General features: G+C 74.0%; 17 protein-coding genes. 8 read left to right on the top strand and 9 right to left on the bottom strand.

Translation table 11 applies throughout. From position 1 onward, the window contains the following. Positions 1-378 precede the first annotated feature (378 nt). Positions 379-888: an SRPBCC family protein gene (locus LCD35_RS12910; RefSeq protein ID WP_224961009.1), complete on the top strand. Its 510-nt coding sequence runs from the start codon at positions 379-381 to the stop codon at positions 886-888. Positions 889-912: 24 nt separating this feature from the next. Here LCD35_RS12910 and LCD35_RS12905 read toward each other — a convergent pair whose 3' ends face one another. Together LCD35_RS12905 and LCD35_RS12900 are read right to left on the bottom strand one after the other, a co-directional pair. Then, positions 913-1,740, bottom strand: coding sequence for a universal stress protein (locus LCD35_RS12905; RefSeq protein ID WP_224961008.1), 828 nt, complete (start codon positions 1,738-1,740; stop codon positions 913-915). Between the two features lie 104 nt (positions 1,741-1,844). Continuing rightward, positions 1,845-2,225: a hypothetical protein gene (locus tag LCD35_RS12900; RefSeq protein WP_374108074.1), complete on the bottom strand. Its 381-nt coding sequence runs from the start codon at positions 2,223-2,225 to the stop codon at positions 1,845-1,847. Positions 2,226-2,359: 134 nt separating this feature from the next. Between LCD35_RS12900 and LCD35_RS12895 the strand changes: the two genes are divergently transcribed. The 3 genes from LCD35_RS12895 to LCD35_RS12885 all read left to right on the top strand — a co-directional run bounded on the left by LCD35_RS12895 (position 2,360) and on the right by LCD35_RS12885 (position 5,458). Then, positions 2,360-3,145, top strand: a complete 786-nt coding sequence (locus tag LCD35_RS12895; RefSeq protein WP_224967422.1) for a glycerophosphodiester phosphodiesterase — start codon at positions 2,360-2,362, stop codon at positions 3,143-3,145. 124 nt (positions 3,146-3,269) lie between these two features. Beyond that, positions 3,270-4,673: an MFS transporter gene (locus LCD35_RS12890; protein WP_224961004.1), complete on the top strand. Its 1,404-nt coding sequence runs from the start codon at positions 3,270-3,272 to the stop codon at positions 4,671-4,673. Positions 4,674-5,113: 440 nt separating this feature from the next. Then, the gene (locus LCD35_RS12885; RefSeq protein ID WP_184479487.1) at positions 5,114-5,458 is read left to right on the top strand and encodes an RNA polymerase-binding protein RbpA; all 345 of its coding nucleotides are present in this window, start codon (positions 5,114-5,116) and stop codon (positions 5,456-5,458) included. A 137-nt stretch (positions 5,459-5,595) separates the two neighbouring features. On the opposite strand, the gene LCD35_RS12880 is transcribed toward LCD35_RS12885, so the two are convergent. From LCD35_RS12880 to LCD35_RS12855, 6 genes are all read right to left on the bottom strand, one after another. After that, positions 5,596-6,378 carry a polyprenol monophosphomannose synthase gene (locus LCD35_RS12880; RefSeq protein ID WP_225044247.1) on the bottom strand — a complete coding sequence of 261 codons (783 nt, stop codon included), beginning with the start codon at positions 6,376-6,378 and terminating at the stop codon, positions 5,596-5,598. A gap of 53 nt (positions 6,379-6,431) precedes the next feature. Then, positions 6,432-8,000 carry an apolipoprotein N-acyltransferase gene (lnt, locus tag LCD35_RS12875; RefSeq protein WP_225044246.1) on the bottom strand — a complete coding sequence of 523 codons (1,569 nt, stop codon included), beginning with the start codon at positions 7,998-8,000 and terminating at the stop codon, positions 6,432-6,434. Between the two features lie 331 nt (positions 8,001-8,331). Then, positions 8,332-8,724, bottom strand: coding sequence for a lipopolysaccharide assembly LapA domain-containing protein (locus LCD35_RS12870; RefSeq protein ID WP_225044245.1), 393 nt, complete (start codon positions 8,722-8,724; stop codon positions 8,332-8,334). Positions 8,725-8,844: 120 nt separating this feature from the next. Next, positions 8,845-9,342, bottom strand: a complete 498-nt coding sequence (locus LCD35_RS12865; protein ID WP_225044244.1) for a hypothetical protein — start codon at positions 9,340-9,342, stop codon at positions 8,845-8,847. 190 nt (positions 9,343-9,532) lie between these two features. Continuing rightward, positions 9,533-11,737: a catalase/peroxidase HPI gene (gene katG, locus LCD35_RS12860; protein WP_225044243.1), complete on the bottom strand. Its 2,205-nt coding sequence runs from the start codon at positions 11,735-11,737 to the stop codon at positions 9,533-9,535. 18 nt (positions 11,738-11,755) lie between these two features. Further along, positions 11,756-12,211, bottom strand: a complete 456-nt coding sequence (locus LCD35_RS12855; RefSeq protein WP_224967446.1) for a Fur family transcriptional regulator — start codon at positions 12,209-12,211, stop codon at positions 11,756-11,758. Between the two features lie 191 nt (positions 12,212-12,402). Between LCD35_RS12855 and LCD35_RS12850 the strand changes: the two genes are divergently transcribed. Then, positions 12,403-13,194, top strand: coding sequence for an SDR family oxidoreductase (locus tag LCD35_RS12850; protein ID WP_224960994.1), 792 nt, complete (start codon positions 12,403-12,405; stop codon positions 13,192-13,194). Here the strand turns inward: LCD35_RS12850 and LCD35_RS12845 are convergent, their stop codons facing one another. Next, positions 13,195-14,049, bottom strand: a complete 855-nt coding sequence (locus tag LCD35_RS12845) for an alpha/beta hydrolase (protein WP_224960993.1) — start codon at positions 14,047-14,049, stop codon at positions 13,195-13,197. It lies immediately after the preceding gene. A gap of 127 nt (positions 14,050-14,176) precedes the next feature. On the opposite strand from LCD35_RS12845, the gene LCD35_RS12840 reads away from it, so the two are divergent. The 3 genes from LCD35_RS12840 to LCD35_RS30460 all read left to right on the top strand — a co-directional run bounded on the left by LCD35_RS12840 (position 14,177) and on the right by LCD35_RS30460 (position 17,973). Next, the gene (locus tag LCD35_RS12840) at positions 14,177-15,094 is read left to right on the top strand and encodes a LysR family transcriptional regulator (protein ID WP_224960992.1); all 918 of its coding nucleotides are present in this window, start codon (positions 14,177-14,179) and stop codon (positions 15,092-15,094) included. A 302-nt stretch (positions 15,095-15,396) separates the two neighbouring features. Next, complete coding sequence (locus tag LCD35_RS12835) at positions 15,397-17,178, top strand: gamma-glutamyltransferase family protein (RefSeq protein ID WP_225044242.1); 1,782 nt, start codon at positions 15,397-15,399, stop codon at positions 17,176-17,178. Positions 17,179-17,304: 126 nt separating this feature from the next. Continuing rightward, positions 17,305-17,973, top strand: a complete 669-nt coding sequence (locus LCD35_RS30460) for a VOC family protein (RefSeq protein WP_225044241.1) — start codon at positions 17,305-17,307, stop codon at positions 17,971-17,973. The last annotated feature ends 140 nt before the right edge of the window (positions 17,974-18,113 follow it).

Raw genomic sequence — 18,113 nt, 5'->3', positions numbered from 1 at the left:
CGTCGCGGAGTCGCGGAGTCGCGGAGTCGCGGAGTCGCGGAGTCGCGGAGTCGCGGAGTCGCGGAGTCGCGGAGTCGCGGGTTGATCATACCACGCCCGGCGTCCGGCACAGCCCTCGGATCATGCCGCTGACCTGCTCGAACGCGCCCTCCGGCCGGTGCGGCCGATGCCATGCCCACCGCGCGTCCTCCGCTCGCTGCCACCGCTCCATGCTACGGACGGCGCTCGCCGCGCGCCGAGGCCCGCGGAGTGTCCTCTTCGGACTCCGCGGTGCCGGTCCGGTACTCGCGAGCGCCTTGACGCCACGGGTGCGCCGGGTGGAACGTTCCGCGCGGGCGGCACCGCGCCGCCCATCGCGGCGGAGGAGGGCGTTCCACGATGGAGCGGACGAGCGCGCGGCTCGCCGACCGGCCGACGGCCGGCGCGCGCACCTGGATCGACGCGACCCCGGAGCAGGTGTGGCCGGTCGTGTCCGACATCGCGCTGCTGCCCGCGGCCAGCACCGAACTGCAGGCCGTGGAGTGGCTGGACGGTGCCGCCGGACCCCGGCTCGGCGCGCGGTTCCACGGCCACAACCGCAACGACCTGCTGGGGGAGTGGACGACCACCTCGCACGTCGTCGAGTGCGAGCCGGGCCGCGCCTTCGGCTGGGCGGTGGCGGACCCGGAGGATCCCATCGCCACCTGGCGGTTCGCCCTCGCCCCGCGCGACGGCGGAACGGACCTGGAGTACGCGGTCCGGCTGGGCACGCACCGCTCCGGGCTCACCGCGGCGATCGAGCGGAAGCCGGAAGCGGAGGAGGAATTCGTGCGGCGGCGGCTGGGTGACCTGGAGCGGAACATGACCGCGACCCTGGACCACCTCAAGCGCCTCGCCGAAGCGCGCTGACCGCTCCCCGCACCTCGCGGGCCGCTACCAGTCCAGGTCGACCTGGTCGCCCACGACCGCCACCGGGCACGGCGAGTGGTGCAGCGAGCCCAGCGCCACCGAGCCCAGCCGGGTCGCCGCGGCGCTCCGCGAGCGGTGGCCCACCACGAGCAGCCGGGCGCCGACCGCCTGCGAGCACAGCGCCTCCACCGGGTGCTGGTCGGTCGCGACCCGGCGCACCACCACCTCGGGGTAGCGCTCGCGCCACCCGGCGAGCTGCCCGCCGACCTGCTGCTCGGCGTCCTCCTGGAGTCGCTGGCGCTCCGGGTCCTCCAGGATCGATGGGAGGAAGTAGGCGTCCGGCAGCGCTTGCGCCACCACCAGCTCAGCGTCGCCGCGGTCCGCGCGGTCGAAGGCGAAGTGCAGCGCGGGCCTGCTGGTGGGCGAGAGGTCGAGCCCCACCACCACGGGCCCGCTACCGCGCGGCTCGCCGCGGACCACCACGACGGGACAACCCGCGTGCGTGGCGACCGCGGTGCTCACCGAACCCAGCAACGCGTCCCGCACCGCGCCGCGCCCGCGGGAGCCGACGACGAGCAGCGCGGCGTCGGCCGAGCGGGCGACCAGGTCCTCGGCGGGGTCGGCGGTCACCGCCTGCGCGCGCACGTGCAGGTCCGGTTCGGCGGCGCGGCACTCGACGGCGATCTCGCGGACCTGCTCCTCGGCGCGGTCCCGGTGCGCCGCGTCGTGCGCGAGCACCAGGTGCAGCGAGGCGCCGAGCCGCGCGGCCTCCGCGGCCGCCCACCTCGCGGCGCGGGACGAGTGCTGCGAACCGTCGACGCCGACCAGCACGGTCTTCGCGGGCAGGAACACGGGACTCCCTTCGCAGGCGCGGCCTCCGAGGGTGGCGGGTGCGCGCGGCGGCCGCCAGAGCAGTTCGACTCGGGAGTCGCCCGAAGCCGCTCGGGCGAACGGCATCAGCGGAGGCGTTCGAGCTCGGCGGCGACCGCGACGACCTCGGCGGCCATCTTCCGCAGCTCCGCGGTGCTCGCGCCGTCCTCGGCGGCGGTGCCGACGTCCTCGGCCGCGCAGCGCAGCTGGAACAGCCGGTCCTGCAGGTCGGCGATCTCGGCGGCCGAGAGCACCACCGCGTCCTCGGGCAGCCCGGAGCGCTGCACCGCGCCGCGCCGCTCGTAGGCGCGCTGCCGGCACGACTGGGTGCAGTACAACCGCGGCCTGCCCTGCCGCCCGGAGGAGGTGAGCCTGCGGCCGCACCACGAGCAGTGCCGCTCGGCGCGACGACGGGCGGTCTCGGGACCAAGCGGGGCGGTCTGTTCGATCTCGGGCGGGCTGTCCACGGTGCGCAACGGTAATGCGACCCCGCGGCGAACATCTCGTTGCCACGCCGGTGCGGGTGCCGCTGGGCGGATCGCGTCGGGCAGAGTGGGGCGGTCCCCACGCCCGCCCGGTTCGTGAAAGGACCCGAGCTCCCGTGACCCACCCGTTCCTCCAGGGGCCCTGGCCGCGCGCGTTCGCCCACCGAGGCTGGCACCTCGGCGACCTGCACGACATGGAGAACTCGCTGAGCGCGCTGCGCCGCGCCGTCGCCGAGGGCTACCGCTACGTCGAGACCGACGTGCACGCCACCGCCGACGGCGTCGTCGTGCTGCACCACGATCCGAGCCTGGATCGCACCACCGACGGGCGCGGTACTATCCGTCGGCTGCCGTGGTCTGCGGTCGGTTCCGCCCGCATCGGCGGCCGGGAACCGGTCGCCCGCCTCGACGACGTGCTGGAGGAGCTGCCGCAGGCGCTGCTCAACATCGACGTCAAGGAGGACACCGCCGTCCGGCCGGTGCTGGAGGTGGTGCGCAGGCACGACGCGTGGGACCGGGTCTGCCTCGCGTCCTTCGACGACCGGCGGCTCCGCGAACTCCGCCGGGGCGGGGGCGAGGCGCTGCTGACGTCGATGGGGCGGCGAGCGGTGACGACGCTGTGGGGGGCGTCGCGCTACGGCGGCTGGGGATTGCGGTCCCGCGTGGACGGCGCGGCCGCGCAGGTGCCGCCGCGGCGCGGGCGGATCCAGGTGGTGGATCCGCGGTTCGTGCGCACGGCGCACCGCTGGGGGCGGGAAGTGCACGCGTGGACGGTGGACGAGCCGGAGCAGATGCGGCGGCTGCTCGACCTGGGGGTCGACGGGCTCGTGACCGATCGGCCGGACCTGCTGCGCGAGGTGCTGGGCGAGCGCTTCGGCGGGACGGCGCCGGAGCGGACCTGATTCTGGGGAAGAGGGGTGGCGGAGCCGGTCGGCACCAAGATCATCGCACCGCGATCGAGCCTTGATCCGGAGCCGATACAGTCCCCGTTACCCCTATCGAGTGAACACTTGAGGACGGAGAGGTATGAGCGTGCTGGGCGGAGCTCCGCCGGACGCGGTGGGACGACGCCGGGAGCAGCGAGGCTGGTGCTGGTACGACTGGGCCAACTCGGTGTTCCCGACGTCGGTGACGACGGTCTTCCTCTCGCTGTACCTGACGAGCGTGGCCACCGAGGCCGCCACCGCGGACGTCGCCCGCAACGGGAGCGCGGCCTGCCCCGGCGGCAACTCGCTCGTCGACTGCGACATCTCGGTGCTGGGCCTGGTGTTCCCGGCCGGCTCGCTGTGGGGGTACCTGCTCTCGGCGGCCACCGTGGTGCAGGTGCTGGTGCTGCCGATCACCGGCGCCATCGCCGACCGGACGCAGAACAAGCGCGGCATGCTCGCGCTGTTCGCCTTCGGCGGTGCGCTCGCCACCTCGCTGCTCGGACTGGTCGGCACCGGGAACTGGCGGTGGGGGCTGGTCTTCTTCATCGCCGCGAACATCTGCTTCGGGGCGTCGGTCGTCGTCTACTACTCGTTCCTGCCGGAGATCGCCGACGCCGACGAGCGGGACGCGCTGTCCTCGCGCGGCTGGGCGTTCGGCTACCTCGGCGGCGGGACCGCGCTCGCGCTGCACCTGGGTCTGTACCTCGGGCACGACGCGATCGGGCTCGGCGAGGACGCCGCGGTGCGCCTGGTGTTCGTCTCCTCCGGCATCTGGTGGGCGGTGTTCACGCTGCTGCCGCTGGCGGTCCTGGGGCGCCACCACCAGCCGGAGGGCGGGGAGCGGGGAGCCTCGGTGATCACCGCGGGCTTCAAGCAGCTCGCCTCGACCGTCAAGCAGGCGCGCGGGTTCCCGCTGACGCTGGCCTTCCTCGGCGCGTACATGATCTACACCGACGGGATCGCGACCGTCACCCAGGTCTCCGCTCAGTACGGTGACATGGAGTTGCGGCTGCCCCAGGAGTCGCTGATCATCACGTTGCTGATCGTGCAGTTCATCGCCTTCGTCGGCGGGGTGCTGCACGGCCTGCTGGCAGGCCGGATCGGCGCGAAGAAGACGATCATGATCAGTCTGGTGGTCTGGGTGGGGGTGCTGGCCGCGGCCTACTTCGTCCAGGCTGGTCAGCAGCTCCAGTTCTACGGGCTGGCCGTCGGCATCGGGCTGGTGCTCGGCGGCACCAACGCGCTGTCCCGCTCGTTGTTCAGCCAGATGGTGCCGGAGGGCAAGGAGGCCGAGTATTTCTCGCTCTACGAGGTGGGGGAGCGGTCCACGTCCTGGCTGGGTCCGCTGGTCTTCGCCGGGGTCGGGCAGGCCACCGGGTCGTTCCGGCTGGCGATCATCTCGCTGGTGGTCTTCTTCGTCGTCGGGCTGGTGCTGGTCTCGATGGTGCCGGTGCGGCGGGCGATCGAGGCGGTCGGGAACCGGCCTCCGGAGCGCCTCTGAATCGAAGAGGGGTCTACCCGGGCCAGTGATGCGATGTGGTGAGCGTACCGGCATCATTGGCATATGCCGGTACGCAGCGTCGCAGGTCTGGGATGCGGAGTACCGATACACAACGTGATCGAGTTCCGGGCAGGTCCGGTGGCCTGCAGGTGATCTCGCTTGCAATTCCGACAAGAGAGCGAAGGTTAACTTGCCCTTAGTTACAACTCATCTGGCACTATCACCTGTTCGGTGGAACCTTTAGGTTGCGGGAGCGAGAACGCGTCACGAACGCGCCCCGCTTGCATCTCTAGAGGGGACGATGTCGTTGACGAGTGAATAACGTCACCGACGGCAACCGAAAGTCCCGCGCCGGGAACAGGCGACGGCCGGTCCGTCGTTGCACTCGGTGAGCACAACCCGTCCGGACGCTGCTCCGGGCCGAAGTGAAAGGAACCGTCATGGCCGATCGCGTTCTGCGTGGCAGCCGGCTCGGAGCGGTCAGCTACGAGACCGACCGCAACCACGACCTCGCACCGCGCCGGACGGTGCGCTACGCCTGCCCCAAGGACCACGAGTTCGAGGTGCCGTTCTCCGACGACGCCGAGATCCCGCCGACCTGGGAGTGCCGCCTGCACGGCTCCGAATCCAAGATCATCGATGGATCGGAACCGGAGCAGAAGAAGGCCAAACCGCCGCGCACCCACTGGGACATGCTGCTCGAACGCCGCAGCATCCCCGAACTGGAGGAGCTGCTCAACGAGCGGCTGGAAGTGCTGCGCGGCCGGCGCAGCCACTCCGCCTGACCGAGCGACACAGCACCACCCCGCACCTAGCGGGTTGAGCACATCGAACGCCTGGGCCCCGTGCGGGGGAGCCCAGGCGTCTTCGTGTCCGGGCCCTCGGTCCGGTCCGCGGGCTCGGCGGGAACGCCACCGGTCGGTCAGCCGCCCGGCAGCAGGTCGCGCAGCTGGGCGACGCGGCGGCGCACGCCCCACCCGGTGATCCGGACCAGTGCTTCGCGGACGATGTCGCCGCTCATCTTCGACTCGCCGAACTCGCGGTCGGTGAAGGTGATCGGCACCTCGACCACGGTGAAACCGGCCTCCACCGACCGCAGCGTCAGATCCACCTGGAAGCAGTAGCCGTGCGAGGCGACGTCGTGCAGCGCCAGCTCCGCCAGCACCTCGCGGCGGTAAGCGCGGAACCCGGCGGTGCTGTCGTTCACCGGCACCCCGAGGGTGTACTTCGAGTACAGGTTCGCGCCGCGGGACAGCGCCTGCCGGTACCACGGCCAGTTCACCACCCGGCCGCCCGGCACGTAGCGGGAACCGATCACCACGTCGGCGCCGGTCTCCTCCAGCATCGCCAGCAGCCGCGCCAGGTCCTCCGGCGCGTGCGAACCGTCGGCGTCCATCTCCACGACCGCCGCGTAGTCGTGCGCCAGCGCCCATTCGAACCCGGCGACGTAGGCGGCGCCGAGACCGGCCTTGTCGGTGCGGTGCAGCACGTGGACCCGATCGTCGGCCGCCGCGAGCTCGTCGGCGAGCTCGCCGGTGCCGTCCGGGCTGCCGTCGTCGACGACGAGCACGTGGGCGGCGGGCAGCGCGGCGTGCAGCCGCGCCACCACCGGGCCCAGGTTCTCCCGCTCGTCGTAGGTGGGGATGACCACCAGGGCCGAGCCGGACGGCCCCGCTGCACCGTCGGGGGCGTGCCGGTCCGTCATGACGTTCCTCCTTCGGGCCGCACGTCCCCCAGGTGAACGCGCGGCGGGGCGTATCAGTTCTTGTCGTGGGTGCGCCGCCGCGCGGTGGCGACGAGCGCACCGGCGCCGAGCAGCGACAGCGCCCAGGTCGGGGCGGCGCCGAGCGCGGTGGCTGGGGTCCGTTCGGTGCGCAGCGGGACCTCGCCGTCCAGGTTCTGCGCGGTGAACTGCTCCGAGCGGTTCGCGATGGTCCCGTCCGGGGCGATGATGGCGCTGATGCCGCTGGTCGCGGACACGACGACGGCGCGGCCGTGCTCCACCGCCCGCAGCCGGGACATCGCCAGGTGCTGCCAGCTCATCTCGGAGTGCCCGTACCAGGCGTTGTTGGTGGGCACGGCGAGCAGCGTGGCGCCGTCCCGGGCCGCCCCGGCGAACACGTCGTCGTAGGCGACGTCGTAGCAGAGCCCGACGCCGAGCCGGACCGCGCCGGCCCGCAGCACGCCGGGCAGGTCGCCCGGCACCATGTCCTGCTGGAAGCGGTCCACGAACGGGCTGACCAGGCGGGCGACCGAGCGCATCGGGATGGTCTCGGCGAACGGGACGAGGTGCTGCTTGGCGTACTCGTCCCCGGCGCCGGAACCGGGGTTCCACGCGACGATGCGGTTGCGGAAGGTGCCGTCCCGGTCCACCGCGAAGCCGCCCGCGACGACCGGGACGCCGAGCCGTTCGGTGACGGCGGTGAGCTGCGGGTCGTAGCGCGTCGGTCCCCAGCTGCCGACCTGCTCGGGCAGCACCACCAGGTCGGGGCGCGGCACCCGGCCTGCGTCGACGTCCGCGGCCAGCTGCCCGGCACCACGGATGTGGTTGTCGTGCAGCACGTCGTCCTCGTAGAGCAGGTCCAGGCCGATGTCCGGCGCGTTCCCCTGCACGACCGCGACCCGCGCGGTCCCCGCCTGCGGCTCGACGCCGATCGAGGGCTGCAGCGCGGCACCCGCCAGCAGCGGCACCAGCGCGGCGGCCGCCGGGACGACCCACCGGTCCCGGGCCCGCAGCCGCAGCACCAGCACGCCGAGCCCGCAGCCGACGAGCGCGACGGCGAAGGTGACGAGCACGGCACCGCCCACCGAGGCCAGCGGCAGCAGCGCCCCGGACGGCTGGGTGAACGCCAGCCGCCCCCACGGGAAGCCGCCGAACGGCTGGGAGTCGCGCAGCACCTCCGCGAGCACGAACACCGCCGCCATCCACACCGGAGCGCCCGGCAACCGGCTCACCCGCGCCATGCCCGCCCCGGCGAGCCCGAGGAACACTGCCTCGACCAGCGCTACCCCGAGCCACGGCCACGGGCCGAACTGGACGCCGAGGAAGTCCTGGATCCAGCCCAGCAGCGGCAGCATGTAGCCCAGCCCGAACAGCAGGCCGTGGCCGAACCCGGCGCGGGTGCGGCGGCCGTGCACCACCACGGCCAGCGGCGCGACCGCGAGCGGCGCCAGCCACCACAGGTCGCGCGGCGGGGAAGCGGCGTAGAGCAGCAGCCCGGCGAGGACCGCGGCGGCGGCGCGCAGCCACGGCGCGGCCCGGCGGAGGAGTCGGGGTCGGGGCTGCCCGTCGGCGCGGTCCTGCGTGGTCACCGTGGGGGCACTCACCCGATCAACTCTCTCGGTGCTGCGGCCGGCGAACCGGGGCGGACTCGGTGCTGCGGGCGCGCGCCGCGGCCCGCGCCCGCGTCAAATGTACGCCGACCGGACGAGCGCGAAGTCCGCGCCGTGCCACCCGGGGACGTGATCCGGGACCCGGCGCGGCGAACGGTCCGGCTCGTCCGGTTCGGACGGGCCGGGGCCGCCTGTGGGACCGGGCGGGCGCCGGACGGCGGCGGGTGCGAGCTCGACCCGCGCGAGCCGTCGCCGACCGTTGGCGGTCGCGGAACTCGCGGGTTCCGGATCGTCGCGGTACTGGTGGTGTCGCGCTCGCGGGGCGTCAGCGGTTGCGGCGGTTGGCGGTGCGGCGCAGCTGCAGGATGCGCGCCGCGCCGACCAGCGCCACGAGCAGCCCGCCGATCGCGGCGGCCAGCAGCAGCGCCACGCCGACCGGCAGGTCGCCGCGCAGGCCGAGGAAGGTGACCGAGGTGGGCTGCAGGTTCTGCAGGATGAACACCAGCAGCACGATCAGCGCGATGGTCGCGACGACGACGGCGGCCCAGGTCCCGGCGGTGCGGGTGTGCTGGAGCTTCTCCGCGTGCGTCGGCTCTTCGCGGACCGGTCCGGTGTGATCGGTTTCGGCGTGATCGAGCTCGCCGTGCTGCGGGTTCGGCTCGGTGCGGGGGTCCGCGGGGGTGAGCCGGTCGTCGGCGGTGCTCTCGTCGCTGGCCATGCGGGTCATTGTGCAATATGCGCCCGCTCGGCCGAACGGCGCGCCGCGCGAAGATCAGGTGAACGCGGTGATCGGCGCAACGGATGCCGCCGTCCGCCGAGCCTGGTGGTGGTCGGGCGGTCAGCGGCGGGGGAGCTCGCCGGTGAAGCGCTTGAGGACGGTGGTGCGCCGCGCGGTGCCCGGCCAGATCTGCACCCGGTAGACCTCGGCCCCGTCGGTGCCGTCGGCGCTGATGGTGCCGAACCCGGCGCAGCGCGTCCGGACCCGGTAGACGCCCACCGGCACGGGGAAGTGGTGCGCGCTGTGCCTGCTGTCGGAGCCGCCGAGCACCAGGATCTGCCCGCTGGCGATCTCCACGGAGGCCTCGGTGACGTGGTCCCAGGAGGCGAGTTCGCAGCCGGGTGCCTCGGCGCCGATCTCGATGACGACGCGGACGTCGCGGCGGCGCGCGGTGCCGATGGTGACCACGCCGTCGCGGCTGGAGATCAGGTCGCGGCGCAGGTCCGCGGTGGTGTCGTCGATGGCGGCCAGGTCGTAGTCCGCGTGCGCGTCGCGGATCTCGAAGCTGTGGTAGTCGGCGAAGAGCGTGAGCTCTCGTCGCGTCCGGTCGATGTCCACGGTGCATCCCCCCGGGTTCGCCGTCGAGATCCTTTCTAACAGCCGGGTCGAGGGGGTGGGCGGGGTTCGCCGGGAACACGGCCACCTGGCCGAGCCGGGGCGTCCGACGGTGCGGCGGACGGGCCAACGCGACGAGCCCCCGTCCGCCGGTGCGCGGACGGGGGCTCGCCGGTCGTGGAACGGTCGTGGATCAGGCGAGGTCGAAGCGGTCGAGCTCCATCACCTTGTGCCAGGCGGCGACGAAGTCGCGGACGAACTTCTCCTCCGCGTCGTCGGCGGCGTAGACCTCGGCGACGGCCCGCAGCTCCGAGTTCGAGCCGAAGACGAGGTCGACGCGGCTGCCGGTCCAGACGAGCTCACCGGCGGCGTTGCGGCCCTCGAAGGTCTCCGATGCCTCGTCGGCGGGCTTCCACGTCGTGCGCATGTCGAGCAGGTTGACGAAGAAGTCGTTGCTCAGCGTCCCGGGCCGGTCGGTGAGCACACCCAGCTTCGAGCCGTCGAAGTTGGCGTCGAGGGCGCGCAGGCCACCGACGAGCACGGTCATCTCGGGCGCGCTCAGGGTGAGCAGGTTCGCCCGGTCGACCAGCTGGTACTCGGCGGGCAGCGCGGCGCCCTTGCCCGCGTAGTTGCGGAAGCCGTCGGCGGCCGGTTCGAGGTGCGAGAAGGACTCGACGTCGGTCTGCTCGGCGGTGGCGTCGCCGCGGCCCGGGGTGAACGGGACCTCGACGTCGTGGCCCGCGGCCTTCGCGGCCTGCTCGACGCCGACCGAGCCGGCGAGCACCACGAGGTCGGCGAAGGAGACCTGCTTGCCGCCCGCGGCGTTGAAGGACTCCTGGACGCCTTCCAGCGCGCTGATCGCGGTGGCGAGCTGGTCGGGGTTGTTGACCTCCCAGCTGCGCTGCGGCTCCAGCCGGATGCGGCCGCCGTTGGCGCCGCCGCGCTTGTCGCTGCCCCGGAACGAGGAGGCCGCGGCCCAGGCGGTGCCGACGAGCTGCTGCACGGTGAGCCCGGTGGCGGCGATGCGCTCCTTGAGCTCGGCGACCTCCGCGGCGCCGACCGGCTCGTGGTCCGGCTTCGGGATCGGGTCCTGCCAGATGAGCTCCTCGGCGGGGACCTCCGGACCGAGGTAGCGGTCGACCGGGCCCATGTCGCGGTGGGTCAGCTTGAACCAGGCGCGGGCGAACGCGTCGGCGAACTCCTGCGGGTTCTGCCAGAACCGGCGGGAGATCTGCTCGTAGATCGGGTCGAGCTTGAGCGAGAGGTCGGTGGTGAGCATGTTCGGCGCGATCTTCTTCGACGCGTCGTGCGCGTCGGGGACGGTGCCCTCGCCGCCGCCGTCCTTCGGCCTCCACTGCCAGCCGCCGCCGGGGCCCTGGTACAGCTCCCACTCGTAGCCGAAGAGGTTCTCGAAGAAGCCGTTGCCCCACTGGGTGGGGGTGGAGGTCCAGGTGACCTCCAGCCCGCTGGTGATGGTGTCGGCGCCCTTGCCGGTGCCGTGGCCGTTGGTCCAGCCGAGGCCCTGGGTCTCCAGCGGCGCGGCCTCCGGGTTCGGCCCCAGGTTCGAGTCGGGGGCGGCGCCGTGGGTCTTGCCGAAGGTGTGACCACCGGCGATGAGGGCGACGGTCTCCTCGTCGTTCATCGCCATCCGGCCGAAGGTCTCGCGGATGTCGCGGGCGGCGGCGATCGGGTCCGGCTCGCCCTCGGGACCCTCCGGGTTCACGTAGATCAGGCCCATGTGGGTGGCGCCCAGCGGTTGTTCGAGGTCGCGCCGCTCGCCACCGGAGATGCGCTTGTCGCTGCCGAGCCAGGTGGTCTCGGCGCCCCAGTAGACGTCGTCCTCGGGCTCCCAGGTGTCGACGCGGCCACCGGCGTAGCCGAAGGTCGGGAAGCCCATGGATTCCAGCGCCACGTTGCCCGCGAGGATCAGCAGGTCGGCCCAGGACAGCTTGCGGCCGTACTTCTGCTTCACCGGCCACAGCAGGCGGCGGGCCTTGTCCAGGCTGACGTTGTCCGGCCAGCTGTTCAGCGGCGCGAACCGCTGCTGACCGGCGCCGCCGCCACCGCGGCCGTCGCTGACCCGGTAGGTGCCCGCGCTGTGCCAGGCCATCCGGATCATCAGCGGGCCGTAGTGCCCGAAGTCGGCGGGCCACCAGTCCTGCGAGGTGGTGAGGACGTCCTGGATGTCCTGCTTCACCGCGGGCAGGTCGAGGGTGCGGAACTCGGCCGCGTAGTCGAAGTCCTCGCCCATCGGGTCCGCGACCGCGGGGTTCTTGGCGAGCAGCTTCAGGTTGAGGCGGTTCGGCCACCAGGTGGAGTTGCCGTTGCCCTGGGTGGGGTGGGGGATGCCGTGCGCGACGGGGCAGCCCCCGGTCGCGGCGTCAGCGCTGTCGGTCACCGGGAATTCCTTTCGGGATCAGTGGTGTCGGGCGGAATCCGAAGTGGAGCCGCATCCGGGGCACAGGCCCCAGTAGATGACCTCGGCCTCGTCGATCTCGAAGCCGTGGGAGTGGGAGGCGGCCAGGCAGGGCGCGGTGCCCGCGGCGCAGTCGACGTCGGCGATGACCCCGCAGGACCGGCACACCACGTGGTGGTGGTTGTCGCCGACCCTGGCCTCGTAGCGGGCGACGGAGCCCATCGGCTGGATGCGGCGCACGAGCCCCGCGGCGGTCAGCGCGCGCAGCACGTCGTAGACGGCCTGGTGCGAGACCTTGGGGAGTTCGCCGCGCACGGCGTCGATGATGGACTCGGTACCGGCGTGCGGGCGTTCGTGCACCGCGGCCAGCACGGCCACGCGGGGGCGGGTCACGCGCAGCTCCGCCTCGCGCAGCATGCGCCGGTAGTCCCTGGTGTCGCTCGGCACGTGCAGCATTCTGGAGAACTTTCTGGAACCGATCAAGATTCTGCTTCGCACTGAGGACGTGTGCTGCGTCACAGGAATCCGGTGGTCCGGACCTCGCCGGCGTCCATCCGGGCGACGCCCGGCGGGGCCGATCCGGGGTAGAACCGCAGGACGTCCCGTGCTCGGCGGGACCGGCGGGAGGGAAGACCACAGTGGACACTATGCGCGATGCGGTCGCGGTGATCACCGGTGCGGCGAGCGGGATCGGACGTGCCGCGGCCGGGTCCTTCGCCCGCCGCGGGGCGCGGATCGTCCTCGCCGACGTCGACGGAACCGGTGCCGAACGCGCCGCCGCGGAGATCCGCGCCGACGGCGGATCGGCCGTCGCCGTCACCTGCGACGTGGCTCGGGACGGCGAGTTCGAGCGGGTGCGCGACGCCGCCCTCGCCGAGTTCGGCGACGTCCACCTGGTGATGAACAACGCCGGGGTCCTCACCCGCGGGCTGCCCGAGCACATCCCCGTCGCGGAGTGGCAGCGGGTGTTCGACGTCAACCTGCTGTCCGTGGTGCGCAGCAACGCGGTCTTCCTGCCGCTGCTGCTGGAGCGCGGATCGGGGCACCTGGTCAACACCGCCTCGTTCGCCGGACTGTTCAGCTACGCCTACGACCGGTTGCCCTACGCCGCGTCGAAGGCCGCCTTGGTCCAGCTCTCCGAAGGGCTCGCGCTGTACCTGCGGCCGCAGGGCATCGGGGTGACCGTGCTGTGCCCGGGCCCGGTGGTGACCGGCATCGCCGGGTCGATCCGCTCGTTCGGGCCGCCGACCGCGACCCGCGGCCCCGGTGCCGAGTTCGAGGCGCGGCAACCCGGCTCCGTCGGCGAGTTGCTGGCCGACGCGGTGCTGGCGAACCGGTTCATGGTGCACACCGACGACCGGATCGAACCGCACCTGCGCAGCCGCGCCGCCGACTGGGACGCCTACCTCGACACCAGGATCGCGGCCCTGGAGGCCTGATCAGTCCAGTGTGGACAGCAGGGTCGCGGCGAGCTCCCGCGGCCGGGTGGCGAACGGCGTGTGCGAGCCGGGCAGGTGGTGCGCGGTGAACGGGTTCCGCGGCATCGCCGCGTCCGCCTCGGCGACCATCAGGTCCTGCGCGGCGGGGGTGAGCGCGCGGTCGGCGCCCAAGCGGACGAACGAACGCGGGATGCCGCCCCAGCGCTGCTCGGTCAGCGCGACGGGGGTGCGCGGGATCGCGGTCGGCAGGTCCGGGCTCAGCGCCAGCCGCCACCGGTCGAACTCCGCCGCCGGGACGTCGCCGTAGTGCGTCCGCCGCAGCAGCTCCACGTACTCCGGGTCCGGCGAGGCCGGGTTGATCCGCGCCGCGCCCAGCCGCGCCGGGTCGCCCACGTGCAGCCCGGCGCCGAGCGCGTCCGCGTTCTCCGGGGCGGCGACGTAGTCGGCGAACCGCGGCCGTCCCGCGGGCACGAACGCCGACAGGTACACCAACCGGTCCACCAGGTCGGGCGCCAGCTCGGCGGCCAGCGAGGCCGGTCCACCACCGGCGCTGTGCGCGACGAGGACCACCCGGGGCCAGCGGCGGACCTCGCGCAGCGCGGTCACCAGCGACGCGGCGCAGTCGTCCAGGGTCAGCCCGGCCAACGCGGACTCCTCCTCGGCCAGTCCCGGCTGGCCCGGCAGCAGGTAACCGGTCGGCAGCGGCGCGTCGAAGCCGTGGCCGGGCAGGTCGACCGCGGTGCTCGCCGCGCCGCGCGCCGCCAGCGCCCGCTGCGTCGCCGCCCATTGCGCGGAGGAGTGCCAGGCTCCGTGCACGAGCACGAACACGGTGTCCACAGCGGATTCATCGGGCACGGGGTCCTCCGTCGTCCGGGATCGGGGTCGCTCCCGAGTCCACCCCGGCGGACCGCGGTGATCCACCCGCATATCTGACGAGCACGATCCCGATATCTCGCAGGTATCGCGGCGCTAGGCTGGGCAGGTGGAAGCACGGCACCTGCGCTACGCGCTCGCCCTCGCCGAACACCGGCACTTCGGCCGGGCCGCGGCCGCCGTCGGCATCGCCCAGCCCCCGCTGTCCAAGCAGATCGCCGCGCTGGAGCGGGAGATCGGCGCCCGGCTGTTCGACCGCACCCCCGGTGGCGTGTTCCCCACCGCCGCGGGGGAGGCGTTCCTGGAACGGGCGCGGGCCGCGCTGGCCGAGATGGCGGGCGCCGCGCTCGACGCGGGACGGGCGGCGCGCGGCGAGACCGGCAGGCTGCGCCTCGGGTTCATCGGCTCGGCGCTGCTGGAACTGCTGCCGCCGCTGCTCGGGCGCTTCGGCCGCGAGCACCCGGACGTGCGGCTGCGGCTGCACGAGATGTCCACCGCGCGCAGCGCCGCCGCCCTGCTCGACGGCGAGCTCGACGTCGCCATCGGCCGCGGCGCACCCCGCGGCGCGGGCGCGGAGGACCTGACCTCCGTCACCGTCGGCACCGACCGGCTCGTCGCCGTCGTCGGCACCGGCCACCCTTATGCCGGGCAGCGCTCGGTGCGGGCGGAGCAGCTGCGGGACCAGCAGCTCGTCGTCGCCCCCGCCGACCAGGAACCGGCGTTGCGCACCGCGCTGCGCGAGGTGCTCGACCCGGCCGCGCTGGACCGCGCCGTCGAAGCCCGCGACGTGCACACCATCCTCGGGCTCGCCGCCTGCGGCATCGGCGTGGGACTGGCGCCGGCCTGCCTGCGCGTCGCCGCGCGCCCCGACACCTGGATCTGCGAGGTGCGCCCGCGCATCGACCTGCCCGAGCTCGTCATGTCCTTCCGGGGCGCGGACCGCTCCCCGGTGCTCGCCGAATTCCTCGACACCACCCGGCGGCAGTGCCCGGGCGTCAGCGCCCGCCTCGCGGGCCGCCCGCGCTGAAAAGGGGCGCGGCCGAGCTGCGCGGGCCGCCCGGGACCACCCGCTCGGCCCCTGAACCCGTGAACCGGTCGGCACCGGCGGCGCCGCGCCCGCCGCGAATCGCCCGGCAGCCCGCGGCCGTCGGCGGCACGGCGGCGCCGCGATCCGCGGTGGAACCGGTACCACCAGCGCCGGCCCCGCCGAAGCGCTCGGCCGCACCCGTTCCGGGGCGGTTCACCGCGCGGTCGAGCCCGCTGCGGAGTCTTGGATCTACGCCGTTCGGTGGTGTTGACTGTGCGAACCCGACCGGCGGAGGGACCGAGTTGTTCACCACCCGACCGACCCTGCAGGGCACGCACGGCATGGCGTCCTCGACGCACTGGCTGGCGTCCGCGGCGGCGATGGCCGTGCTGGAGGACGACGGCAACGCCTTCGACGCGGCGGTGGCGGCCGGGTTCGTCCTGCACGTCGTCGAACCGCACCTGAACGGGCCGGCCGGTGAGGTGCCGATCATCTTCGCCCCCGCGGGCCGGGAGCCGGTGGTGCTGTGCGGGCAGGGCCCCGCTCCCGCGGGCGCGACCGTGGAGCACTACCGGGACCTCGGCCTGGAGCTGGTGCCGGGGACCGGTCCGCTGGCCGCCGCGGTGCCGGGCGCGTTCGACGCGTGGTTGCTGCTGCTGCGCGACCACGGCACGAAGGAGCTCGCCGACGTGCTCGACCGCGCGATCGGCTACGCCGAGAACGGGCATCCGGCGGTCGAGCGCATCGGGCGGACCGTGCGCACCGTGCAGGACCTGTTCCGCGCCGAGTGGCCCAGCTCCGCCGAGCTCTACCTGCCCGGCGGCCGCCCGCCCGCACCGGGCGCGCTGTTGCGCAACCCGGCCCTGGCCCGCACCTGGCGCCGCGTGCTGGCCGAGGCCACCGGACCGTCCCGGGAGGCGCGGATCGACGCCGCCCGCCGGGTGTGGCGCGAGGGCTTCATCGCCGAGGAGCTCGCCGCGGCCGCCGCCGAGTCCACGATGGACAGTTCGGGGGAGCGGCACGCGGGCACCCTCACCGGCGAGGACCTCGCCCGGTTCAGCGCCACCTACGAGGAACCCGCCCGCCACGAGTGGAACGGCTGGACGGTGTGCAAGGCCGGGCTGTGGAGCCAGGGGCCGGTGCTGCTGCAGCAGCTCGCGCTGCTGCCCGACTCGCTCGACCTCGGCACCGCCGACTACCTGCACACCCTCGTCGAAGGCACGAAGCTCGCGATGGCCGACCGGGAGGCCTGGTACGGCGACGGCACCGACGTCACCGTCGCCGAACTGCTCGACCCCGACTACAACGCGCGGCGCCGCGCGCTGATCGGCGACCGCGCCTCGCACGAGCTGCGGCCCGGCAGTCCCGGTGGTCGCACGCCCCGGCTCAGCGCGCACGTCCAACGGGTGCAGGACGGCCCGCTGGACCTGGTCGCCCCCGCCGGGGCCGGCGAACCCACCGTGGCCCGCGACGGCGAGACCCGCGGCGACACCTGCCACCTCGACGTGGTCGACCGCTGGGGCAACATGATCGCCGCGACGCCCAGCGGCGGCTGGCTGCACTCCAACCCGGTCATCGGCGAGCTCGGCTTCCCCCTCGGCACCCGCCTGCAGATGGCCTGGCTGGAGCCCGGCCTGCCGAACTCGCTGGCGCCCGGCAGGCGGCCGCGCACCACGCTGACCCCGTCGCTGGCGCTGCGCGGCGGGGAGGCGGTGCTCGCGTTCGGCACGCCCGGCGGGGACCAGCAGGACCAGTGGAGCACGCACTTCTTCCTGTCGGTGGCGCTGCGCGAACCGGTCCGCGGCGGCTGGGACCTGCAGGGCGCGATCGACGCGCCGAACTGGCACACCGAGAGCTTCCCCGGCTCCTTCTACCCGCGGGCGATGCGGCCGGGCTCGGTCACCGTGGAGTCGCGCATCGGCTACTCGGCCATCGCCGATCTGCGCAGGCGCGGGCACGACGTGACCGTGGGGGAGCCGTGGTCGGAGGGCAGGCTCAGCGCGGTGGCCCGCGACCCGGAGACGGGGGTGCTCTCCGCGGCGGCCAATCCACGCGGCATGCAGGGTTACGCCGCCGGACGGTGATTGCGGAGCGTGGTCGGCGTGGCCGCGAACGCCCGGTCGTACCTCCGAATGGAGCATTGTTCGTTCCACGTTCGGGGGACAGTATGGGACCCTGGCTCTTGCTCGATCCCGAAGGACGACCCCGCTGTGCCCCAGCCCACCGCCGTGCGCGGTCTGCGTCGCATCGAACTGATCACCACCGACCCGGAAGGCGCGGCGCTGTTCCACCAGGACCTGCTGGGCTGGCGGGTGTGGGACTCGGTGGCGGGTGGGTTCGAGTGCTGGATCGGGCAGCGGCACTGCGCCTCGCTGCGGCCCGCCACGCACGGTGTGCGGCCCGGTTGGTACGTGGTCTTCGCCGGAGCCCGCCACGGCGGCGAGCTCGTCGGGCCCGACGAGGTGACCGCGCGGATGGTGACCGGTCGGGCGCAGCACGGCCCGTGGGCGCCCGGCCCGCGCCGCGGCGAACCCCGCTGGGTGGACCTGCACAGCGCCGAGCAGCAGCGCTCCGACGAGTTCTGGGCGTCCACGCTGGGCTGGGCCGTCGACGGCGACCGCTACCTCGCCGGGGACCGCCCGCTGGCGGCGCGTTCGGCCGCGCGGCTGGACGGGCGCTGGGACTGGGTGTGCCACTTCGCCACCGAGGACGTGCGGGAGGCCGCGGACCGCGCCGTCGTCGGCGGCGGCCGCGTCGTCGCCGAAGTGCGGCACCCGGTGCTCGACGAGGTCGTGCTGATCGCCGACCCGCGGGGCGCGGTCCTCGGCCTCACCACCGACACCGGAGCGTGGGGTGCGGCGCCCGCCTCGACCGGGTGACCGGCCGTGGGCCCCCGGCCGCCGGGCGCGCGGCGCGGGGGGGGGGGGGGGGGGGCCGGGGGGGGGCGGGGGGGCCCCCCCCCGCGCCCGCCGGGGGGGGGGGGCGCGGGGGCCCCCCCCCCCCCCCCCCCCCCCCCCCG

The organism is Saccharopolyspora sp. 6V (assembly GCF_020176785.1).
GTDB classification, from domain to species: Bacteria; Actinomycetota; Actinomycetes; order Mycobacteriales; family Pseudonocardiaceae; genus Saccharopolyspora_C; species Saccharopolyspora_C gregorii.
Note: the sequence above shows the minus strand (reverse complement) of the source record. Positions and strands in the feature narration are given on the sequence as shown.